At 70.9% G+C, this 9,162-nt stretch carries 10 protein-coding genes; 6 read left to right on the top strand and 4 right to left on the bottom strand.

Features of this window, described 5'->3' with window-relative positions; translation table 11 throughout:
• The coding region (locus tag ND748_RS18275; RefSeq protein ID WP_251747056.1) for a hypothetical protein at positions 1 to 224 on the top strand (224 nt) is incomplete at its 5' end.
• Between the two features lie 23 nt (positions 225 to 247).
• Here the strand turns inward: ND748_RS18275 and ND748_RS18270 are convergent.
• The 4 genes from ND748_RS18270 to ND748_RS18255 all read right to left on the bottom strand — a co-directional run bounded on the left by ND748_RS18270 (position 248) and on the right by ND748_RS18255 (position 4,941).
• Positions 248 to 1,381, bottom strand: a complete 1,134-nt coding sequence (locus ND748_RS18270) for a hypothetical protein (RefSeq protein WP_251747054.1) — start codon at positions 1,379 to 1,381, stop codon at positions 248 to 250.
• Positions 1,378 to 2,496 (bottom strand): aromatic ring-hydroxylating dioxygenase subunit alpha, encoded by a 1,119-nt coding sequence (locus ND748_RS18265; protein ID WP_251747052.1) that lies wholly within the window; start codon positions 2,494 to 2,496, stop codon positions 1,378 to 1,380. The genes ND748_RS18270 and ND748_RS18265 overlap by 4 nt, the downstream gene beginning before the upstream one ends.
• A 152-nt stretch (positions 2,497 to 2,648) precedes the next feature.
• Positions 2,649 to 4,049: a cytochrome P450 gene (locus ND748_RS18260; protein WP_251747050.1), complete on the bottom strand. Its 1,401-nt coding sequence runs from the start codon at positions 4,047 to 4,049 to the stop codon at positions 2,649 to 2,651.
• Positions 4,050 to 4,266: 217 nt separating this feature from the next.
• Positions 4,267 to 4,941: a TetR/AcrR family transcriptional regulator gene (locus ND748_RS18255; protein WP_251747048.1), complete on the bottom strand. Its 675-nt coding sequence runs from the start codon at positions 4,939 to 4,941 to the stop codon at positions 4,267 to 4,269.
• A gap of 108 nt (positions 4,942 to 5,049) precedes the next feature.
• Here ND748_RS18255 and ND748_RS18250 point away from each other — a divergent pair, with 108 nt between their 5' ends.
• The 5 genes from ND748_RS18250 (at position 5,050) to ND748_RS18230 (ending at position 8,913) form a co-directional block, all read left to right on the top strand.
• Entirely contained in the window at positions 5,050 to 5,424 is a 375-nt protein-coding gene (locus ND748_RS18250; protein ID WP_251747046.1) for an ester cyclase, read from the top strand.
• Positions 5,425 to 5,972: 548 nt separating this feature from the next.
• Entirely contained in the window at positions 5,973 to 6,779 is an 807-nt protein-coding gene (locus tag ND748_RS18245) for an SAM-dependent methyltransferase (protein WP_251747045.1), read from the top strand.
• Between the two features lie 145 nt (positions 6,780 to 6,924).
• Positions 6,925 to 7,413: an RNA polymerase sigma factor gene (locus ND748_RS18240; protein ID WP_251747043.1), complete on the top strand. Its 489-nt coding sequence runs from the start codon at positions 6,925 to 6,927 to the stop codon at positions 7,411 to 7,413.
• On the top strand, positions 7,410 to 8,024 hold the full coding sequence (locus ND748_RS18235; RefSeq protein ID WP_251747041.1) for a methylated-DNA--[protein]-cysteine S-methyltransferase: 615 nt from the start codon (positions 7,410 to 7,412) through the stop codon (positions 8,022 to 8,024). Before ND748_RS18240 ends, ND748_RS18235 begins: the two co-directional genes overlap by 4 nt.
• Before the next feature lie 142 nt (positions 8,025 to 8,166).
• Positions 8,167 to 8,913: an SDR family NAD(P)-dependent oxidoreductase gene (locus ND748_RS18230; RefSeq protein ID WP_374215963.1), complete on the top strand. Its 747-nt coding sequence runs from the start codon at positions 8,167 to 8,169 to the stop codon at positions 8,911 to 8,913.
• Positions 8,914 to 9,162: the final 249 nt, after the last annotated feature.

Raw genomic sequence — 9,162 nt, 5'->3', positions numbered from 1 at the left:
GCACACTGGCTCTGGCCGCGCCGGTGACCGGGGCCACCGGAGTCGCCGTCGCCGCGCTCATGGTGCGCGGACGGGAGCACGATCTGGACCGGCCCCCGGTGGCCGAGGCGCTGCGCCGCAGCGCCATGGGGGCGTCCGCCGCGGTGCGGGGCGGGGCGCCGCTGCGCCGCGGCTCCGTCGCCAGTGCGCTCACCGGCCGGGTCCGCGAGGCGTCCGGCCGGTGACCGCGTGCGTCAGGCCGCGTGCGTCAGGCCGCATGCGCCAGCTCCAGCTGATTCCACCACCAGGCGATCGTGGGGATCGGCAGCGGCTGGAGCCGGCCGTCGACCGGCTCATCGGCCCACGCCTTCGGCATCGCGATGCGCACCGAGTCGGGGTCGTCCGGGTTCACCGGGTCCGCGTACCGGTCGCTACCGAAGCTGAAGTCGAGGTAGCCACGGACCCACTGGCCGAGCCCGGTCACGTACCTGGCCAGCTCCTCGCCGGCTGTGGTCAGCACCTGCCGCTGCAGCGCCAGGAACAGGCACATCACCCTGTCGCGCATGGCCACCGCGATGCCCATCGCCTGCTGGGGCGGGCAGCCCTGCTGGTGGGCGATGACGCTGATCAGGTTCTGGATGGCCGAGAACGAGTACCGCGAGCTGCGGTAGGCCTCCTTGTTGTACGAGATGATGTCGTTGTCCCAGGCCACCAGGACGCACGACATCTCCGTGAGGGCCCGGACCGCGGGGGCGCTCATCTGCTGCGCGGGGACCTCGTAGCCCCCGGCGATGTCGGTGAACATCACGCTCGGTAGCATCGCCGCCACGTACGACCACATCACCACGTAGTCGTCGAGGGAGGGCTCGACGCCCCGGCGTCGGTTCGCGGCCTCCCAGGGCAGGCCGAGGAAGTAGCGGGTGAGTTCCACGACCCACCGTTCGACCTGCGTCGCGGTCGCGCAGTCGGCCAGCCGCAGCCGCAGGTCGCGCAGCGCCTCGGCCCACGGGTTCCCCGCCAGCACCCGCGACCCGGGCGCCTCGATGATCCGCGCGAGCTGGGTGACGGTGACGATCAGCTCCTCCGGAGTGGTACCACCGGGCCGCTCATCGCAGTGGGTGTCGTCGAAGGTGTACAGCCACAGCAGGAAGTCGCTGGCGGCCTGGAAGCCGTCGCCGGTTCCGGTCGGGAGGGAGTAGGCGGCGAAGTAGCCGGTCTTGCCGCGGGCGAGGTAGTCCCGCTGGACGCCGTTCTCGAACATCCCGAACTTTTCCAGCCACTGGGTGCTCCGCCTGTCCACCAGTTCGGCGTCCGGGGAGACCGCGGACTCGATCGGGCAGTAGAAGGGCGGCACGGTCAGCAGCATCGGTCGAACCCCCTCGGCATCCGTGATCGCGGTCATGAGGCCACCCGCTCGGCCACGGCGGCAGCCTCGCTGGTGGTAGCAGCCTCGCTGGTGGCTGCAGCCTGGCGGGCAGGAGCAGCCTGGCTGGCGGCGAAATCCGTCACGGGGGTCGACGCCCACGGCCGCACGGGCGGGAAGAACTGCTCGGCCCACCGGCGGTACTGCATGACGGGCCCGTCGCCCTGGGCGAGCCTGGGGTGCGCCACGTACCTCCGGTTCGCCCAGATCGGCTGGTCGTCCCGGATCTGCAGCACCGACCCGAGCCCGGCCAGCGGCGCGGCGACGGCCGACACCAGCCGGTTCAGTCGGGGCGGAACGCGCTTGGCGCCGTGGAAGCGGGCGTAGGTCGTTTTGTGCAGCCGCTGCCGGCCCGGGTCCACCGGCGTCCAGCACACCAGCTCGCGCACGGTGAGCCGGAGCCGCGGGAAGGTCACCTCCGCCGCCAGGTAGCCCACGCCGTACATGTGCAGGTCGAACTCGGCGTGCAGACCGGAGAGGAAGTAGAAGCCGGCGAACGCGATGCGCGCGTGCAGGTGCGGCCCGTCGGCGACCGGCGGGGACAGCATGGTCACGTTCTGGCCGCCGTGCACCGGCACGAAGTGCCCCAGGTCGATGCTGTTCTCGCAGATGTCCAGCGGGTGGCCGCCCATGGTCTTCGCCCACTGCGAGCGCGATGCGGCGCCGGTGGGGTCGAAGACCGGCACATCCCAGGTCGGGGCGTCGCCGCCGGCGTGCCGCCAGGCGAAGATCATGCCATCCGCCTCGGTGACCGGCACCCTGGCCAGGTTCGCCCGCGGTGGCGCGGTGCCGTAGGCGTTGCGGACGCAGCGGCCGTCCGGGCCGAAGGCGAAGGCGTGGAAGGGGCAGACGAGGTCCTCGCCCTGCACCCGACCGCCGTGGCCGAGGTGCGCGCCGAGGTGCGGGCAGTGCGGGCCGACGGCCCGCAACTGACCGCTCTCCGTGCGGTAGAGAACGATGTCCTCGCCGGCGAGCCGGTGGGTGCTCACCCGTCCCGGCCGCACGTCACCGCTGAACGCGACGACGAACCAGCCGTTCGGGTATCCCTCCGCCATGTCGGCACGCGCGTCGGCGCGGGGGGGATCCGAGATCATGGCACTCCCTGAGGTCGGTGTTGTTCGGGGTTGGTGCTCCGGATGCCCGGGGCGGCGGGGTGGGTGGCCGATGGCCGGTCCGCCGCGCGATGGCTCGTGCGCAACGGCCGCCCCGTCGAGGTGATGGGAGGCCCTGTGCAGCGGGGTTCTGGTCAGTGCGCGGGCTGCCGCGCGCGCAGCCTCAGTGGCATGGACCGAGGGTTCAACGCGAGCTGCGGCGGCGGCGGACGGTGGTTGGCGGTGGTCGCCACCAACTGCCAGCGGGCCGCGATGGAACTCACCGTGAGCGGAGCCTCGATCATGGCGAACATGTCGCCGATGCACTTGCGCCCCCCGGTGCCGAAGGGGATGTAGGCGCCGCGCGGGATGTCCCTGGCGCGATCCTCCAGCCAGCGGTCGGGGTCGAAGCGGTCGGGCTCGGCAAACAGGTCCGGCCGCCGGTGGAGGATGTATGGGCTGTAGAAGATGGTGGTGCCGGCCGGGAGCGGGTGCCCGGCCAGCTCGGTGTCCCGGGTGGTGGACCGGGTGAACAGCCAGCCGGGCGGGTAGAGGCGCAGCGCCTCTTTGACGACCCGCTCGGTCAGCCGCAGCTTGGGCAGGTCGTCCCAGGTGGCGGGCCGACCGGCCAGGACGGCGTCGACCTCCTCGTGGAGCTGCCGTTCGATCTCCGGATGCCGCGCCAGCAGGCCGAAGGTCCACGAGATGGCCGAGGCTGTCGTCTCCATGCCGGCCGTGGCCAGGATGATGATCTGATCCCGCAGCTCGGTGTCGGTGAGTCCGTGGCCGCTGTCGTCGCGGCCGTCCATCATCACCGACAGGATGTCCTGCCAGTCCTGCCCTTCGGCGTCAGCCGGGTCGAGCTGGTCGGCCTGGTCGGGCTGGTCGGCCGCGGCGGCCTCGCGATAGGTGCGGATGATCGCGTCGACCGCCGCGTTGATCCGCTTCCCGGCGTCCTCGAAGCGGCGGTTGCCCGGGGTGGGCAGCCGCTCCAGCACGCGCAGCGGTGAGGTCGCCCGCTGATAGGTGCCGGCCATCACGACGTCCATGGCTCGGCAGACCTCGGTGGTCGCCGTCATCCCACCGTGCGTGGAGGCCAGCGTCCGGGCCATCACTCGCGTCGTGATGTCGTACATCTCGTCGAGGATGTCGATCGTCTGCCCATCCGACCAGCTGTCGGTCACCAGGGCCGCCTCCTCGATCATGATCTCGGAGTAGTGCCGCATGTGCCGCTGGTGGAAGGCAGGCTGCACGATCCGGCGCTGGCGGCGGTGCCGATCAAACGGGCAGGTCCCGATGCCGTCCCCGGTGAACTTGCGGAGCTTGTCCCACAGCGGGCCCTGCTTGTCGAACGTCCGCTCGTCGAGCAGCACCTGCTGCACCAGGTCCGGGTGGCAGAGCACATAGGCCGTCTGCGGGCCGAGCTTGATCCGTACCAGGTCTCCGGCGTCCTTGAGCGAGCCCAGAAAGTTCAGCGGGTCGTTGCGCAGTCTCATCGCATGACCGAGCAGCGGCAACTCGCCCTGCGCCGTCCCTACCGTCAAAGTCGCGCCCATGCGCACCACGTTCGGCGCCGACGTGCGGTTCAGCAATGCGGCGTTCCGCCAGCCGGGATGGAACCTGCAGAATCCCAGGTAGCGCCATGATCAGATGTGGTCGTGAGTGTGAGCAAATGTTGTAGGAAGGTTTCGAACGGGTTGTGCAGGACGACTCGCGGATGGGTGCGGAGCGCTTCCGGGGGATCCCTGTATTTCTTTGTGGCGGCGGATCAGCTCATCGCGGAACAGCGATCATGGACGTTCCGTCCTGATCGGCCGACGGGCGCGGCGCAATTCCCTGGTAAATCAGCTGCAGCAGCCGGTCGGCACTCTGGGCGCCGGTGGACTCGGTGGCGAGGGCGATCGCGTTGACCAGTGACAGCAGGTCCCCCACCTCGATGTCGCCCCGGACCGCCGCGACCGCCCTGGCGCCGGCCAGGAGGGTCGACACGGTCTCGCCGATGGCGGCGTTGCAGGCGGCGATCACCGCGGAGTCCTCGCTGCGCCCGGTCATCAACGCCGCGGCGAGACCCTTCTTGGATGTCACATGCTCGATGAAGGTGCGCAGCCAGAGCAGGAGGGCCGCACCCGGCGGCTGCCCGGCGGCATGTTCCTCCCCCTGCGCACACAGCGCCTCGACCTCGCCGACGCACACGGCGACGAGCAGGTCGCGGCGGGTCGGGAAGTGGCGGTAGAGGGTCGCGTTGCCGACGCCGGCCCGCCGGGCGATCTTGTCCAGTGACGCCTGTGGCCCGTCGAGCGCGAACACGTCGGCGGCCGCGGTGAGCAGCGCCTCGTAGTTGCGTCGGGCGTCCGCCCGCTGCGGCGGCCGCAGCAGCGCGTCCAGCCGGTGGCGGCTCGCGCCGCGCTGCGTCGCAGGTCGCGGGGATGGTTCCGGCACGCCGGTCATCCTGCTGCCCCATCCTCCGACAGTCGACCTTGCGAACCGGGGAACTCCCCGATTAGAGTTCGGAGCAGAAGCAGGGAACTCCCCGTATCGTAGCCACGGAGGATCTTGATGGCATCGTCAGTAGCCACATCTGCCGCCCACGTCGTAGAGCGTATGGCCGACGCCGTGCTCCGAGGCGACGTCGACGGCGCACTGGCTCTGATCGCCCCCGACGCGGTCGACCACTCGCCGCTGCCCGGGGCCCCCTCCGGCCACGAGGGCTGGCGGCAGAAGTGGGCGGCGCTGGGCGCCCAGGCCGCGCAGGTCCAGACGACGGTCGAGCAGCGCGTGGCGCTCGGCGACACCGTCGCCACCCGGTACGCCCTGCGCGACGCCGCGACCGGGGAGCCGGTCGGGTTCGCCCTCGACATGCTTCGGGTCGAGGACGGCAGGATCGTGGAGCACTGGGGCCTGCCAGTGCCCCCCGCCCCGGCCGAGTCCTGAGCCCGAAGACGCCATGCCCCCGCGTCACACCTACCGTTGGCGATCGACACCAGTGAGATTCCCGCCGGCCACGGGATGCTGGGCAGTCGCGCCAATGGAAAGCCGGCCGACCGTGTCCGTCGCCCGGGAACGACGATTTCGGCACTGCGCCGAGAACTGACGAGAAAGAAACGTCGTGGAAGCCGCAGATTATTCGGGGCGACCGGTCGCCGCGTGACGGGCACGCCGGCATGGCTGGGCCGCGAATCCAGCCGGTGGGCGGAGCGGCCCGTCCGTATCGATGTGCAAAGTTCGGGCCTCTCGTTCAGTACGACCGAAACAGGAGGCCGCGTTTCCCGTTTCGGCCGTCCTCCGTCTCCGTCCTCCCGTCCTGGATGACGACCCGGCGATGACGACCCGGGAGCCGCCGTAGCTCGCTGCTGCTGCGGCCGCATCTGGTCGGACGGGAACGGGATGCCGGGCTCCGGCCGTCGAATCGCGGACAACAGGCGCCAAGCCCGGGTGCCGGAAGCCGCCTCCCGGCAGCGGGGCGCGACCGGGGGTACATGATGGGCGATATGGGTGCTGACGAGCCGGCGCAGAGTGCGTGGTCGCGGGTGGACACGAGCGTGCCGCACTCCGCTCGGGTCTGGAACTACTGGCTGGGGGGCAAGGACAACTTCCCCGCCGACCGGGAGCTCGGGGACAAGGTCTTCGAGGTCTACCCGGACATCGTGCACGTCGCCCGTGCGCAGCGGGAGTTCCTGGTTCGAGCGATCACCTACCTCGCCGGCGAGGTGGGCATCCGCCAGTTCCTGGACATCGGCACCGGCCTGCCGAGCGCCGACAACACCCATGAGGTCGCTCAGCGGATCGCGCCGGACTCCCGCATCGTCTACGTCGACAACGATCCGCTGGTGCTGGTGCACGCCCGCGCGCTGCTGACCAGCGCACCCGGCGGTGCGACCGCCTACGTCGACGCCGATGTGCGCGACCCCGAGACCATCCTCGCGGGGGCCGCCGAGCTGCTGGACTTCACCCAGCCGGTCGCCCTCGTGATGTTCGGGATCGTCGGGAACGTCGCCGACAACGACGAGGCGAGCGGGATCGTGAAGCGGCTGCTCGACGGGGTGCGGCCGGGAAGCTACCTCGCGCTCAACGACGGCACCCACGGCGAGGACGTGGACAAGGCGATCGAGATCACCCAGGCGGACGGGCACCCCTACAACCTGCGCACCCCCGAGCAGGTCGCGTCCTTCTTCGACGGCCTCGAACTCGCCGAGCCCGGCGTGGTCTCGACCCCCCTCTGGCGGCCCGCGGCCGGGCCGGCGCCGCAGCCACTGCACATCTTCGGCGGAGTCGGCCGAAAGCCGTAACCGTCCCGCCGGCTGCGGGCTGCGGGCTACCCGGCTCGGGGGCCTCGCCGTGACGGCCGTGGCCTACCCCGCGGCAGGTCATCGGCTGCGGCCAGCGCATCGCGTCGTCGGCTCACGTTTGGGCCGGGTGAGGCGTTCTCCTGGCATGGGGCGAGAACCGTTCGAGGCCGTCGTCGAACGCTACGGGCCGATGGTGCTGCGGGTCTGCTGGGCCGTCGTCGGGCCGACGCTGGCCGAGGATGCCTGGTCAGAGACGTTTCTCGCCGCGCTGCGGGCCTACCCGGAGCTGCGACCGGGCAGCAGTGTCGAGGCGTGGCTGGTGACGATCGCCCGGAACAAGGCGATCGACCAGCTCCGCGCCCAGTCGCGGCGTCCGGCGCCGACGGAGCGTCTGCCGGAGTCGATCAGGTGGGAGGAACCCGACGCCAGCCTGGACCTGTGGGACGCGCTGAGGCGACTACCCCGGAAACAACGGGAGACCGTCGCCTACCACTACCTGGCCGGACTTCCGTACGCCGAGGTCGCCCGGCTCCTCGGCGGCAACCCGGCGGCCGCGCGGCGAGCCGGTGCCGACGGCATCGCGTCGCTGCGGATCATGCTCGCCCCTTCGGCGCAGGAGGAACGGTCGAGATGACTGGTCATGACGTTCCGGAGCTGGACCCGTTGGCCGCCGTGGCCGGCGCTGAAGTGGATCTGAGCGGGCTGCGTCTGCGGCTGCTGGCCGAGGCGGAGCGAGACGGCCTGCTTGACGTGGTGTACCGCACCGTGGACGCACCGGTCGGACGGCTGCTGCTCGCCGCGACCCGCCGGGGGCTGGTGCGGGTGGCGTACGAGGTGGAGGGCCATGACACCGTTCTCGCGACCCTGGCCGAGCGGATCAGCCCTCGCCTGTTGACGGCGGGTGGCCAGCTCGACGCCGTTGCCGGGCAGCTCGACGACTATTTCTCCCGGGCCCGATCCGGCATTGACGTCGATCTCGACCTGCGACTCGCGTCCAGGTTCCGGCTCACGGTGTTGGAGCACCTGCGGGAGATCCCCTACGGCAGCACGGCGAGCTACGCGGCGGTGGCCGCGCTGGCCGGAAGTCCGCGCGCGGTCCGGGCCGTCGGCACGGCCTGCGCGACGAATCCGCTACCCATCGTCGTCCCCTGTCATCGTGTGGTGCGCAGCGACGGTGGTATCGGCCGGTACGTCGGGGGCGACGACGCCAAGCGGACCCTCCTGCGGCTCGAAGGAGCGATCTGACGACGACGGGCCGCCGGCCGAGGATCCCCGGAGTGTCGGAGTGCGACCCACACCTCACGTTCTGGCAGGCCCCGGCGTCTTCCGGGGGAGAGACGCACCGGCGCTCTCGCCGCCGACGCCATGGCGGCGTGCCGACACTCGGATTGGACACGTCACGCCTGTCGCACTCGTCACGGGAAGCAGCCGGGGCCTGGGCTTCGCCACCGCGCAGGCCCTCGGCCGCCTCGGCTGTCGGGTCATCGTCACCGCACGCGACCAGGCCTCGGCGGACAGGGCCGCAGCCGATCTGAGGGCGAACGGGTACGACACCGCGGGGCTGGCGCTCGACGTCACGTCGCTCGACAGCGTCGAGGCAGCCGCGAACCGGGTGCTGGCACTGGACGGCAGGCTGGACATCCTGGTCAACAACGCCGGAATCCTGCCCGAGGCCACCGACGGTGAGCAGCACGAGTTCGCCTCCCTCGCGTTGTTCAGGGACACGTACGCCACCAACGTCTTCGGCCCGGTCGCGGTCACCGAGGCGTTCCTGCCCCTGCTGCGCGAGAGCCCGGCCGGACGGATCGTCAACGTCTCCACGACGATGGGGTCGCTCAACGACCAGGCCAATCCCGCATCGCCGTACTACTCCACGGTCGTGCCGGCCTACCAGAGCTCGAAGGCGGCGCTCAACAGCGTCACGATCGCCCTGGCCAAGAAGCTCGCCGACACCTCCATCAAGGTCGTCTCTGTCTGCCCCGGTTTCGTGCGGACCGACCTGACGCCCATCAACAGAGAGCAGGCTCCGCTGACCGCGGAGCAGGCGTCGGAGGTCGTCGTCCGGGCCGCGACCCTGCCGGCGGACGCGGCCTCGGGAACGTTCTTCGACCAGAACGGCGCGGTGGCCTGGTAGGCCGCGAATCACCACGCTGCGACTGGGCACAGTAGCAGTGAGTTGCCGGTAGCAGTGAGTTGCCGATAGCAGTGAGTTGCCGGTGGCGGCGAGTTGTTGTCTGTGTAGTCGATCCGTGGCCGTCAGGGAGATGCGATGAGCGCCTCGATCGGATCAGCGGCCGGAGCGGCCGGAAAGGGCAGAGCGGCCGGAGCGGGCAGAACGGCCGGTGACCCTGCCTCGGGCCGTCCTGCCGCGACCGACGAGGCG

Origin of the sequence: Frankia sp. AiPs1 (genome assembly GCF_023716945.1) — a bacterium.
Lineage (GTDB): Bacteria > Actinomycetota > Actinomycetes > Frankiales > Frankiaceae > Frankia.
This window is presented reverse-complemented; position numbering and strand designations above follow the sequence as displayed.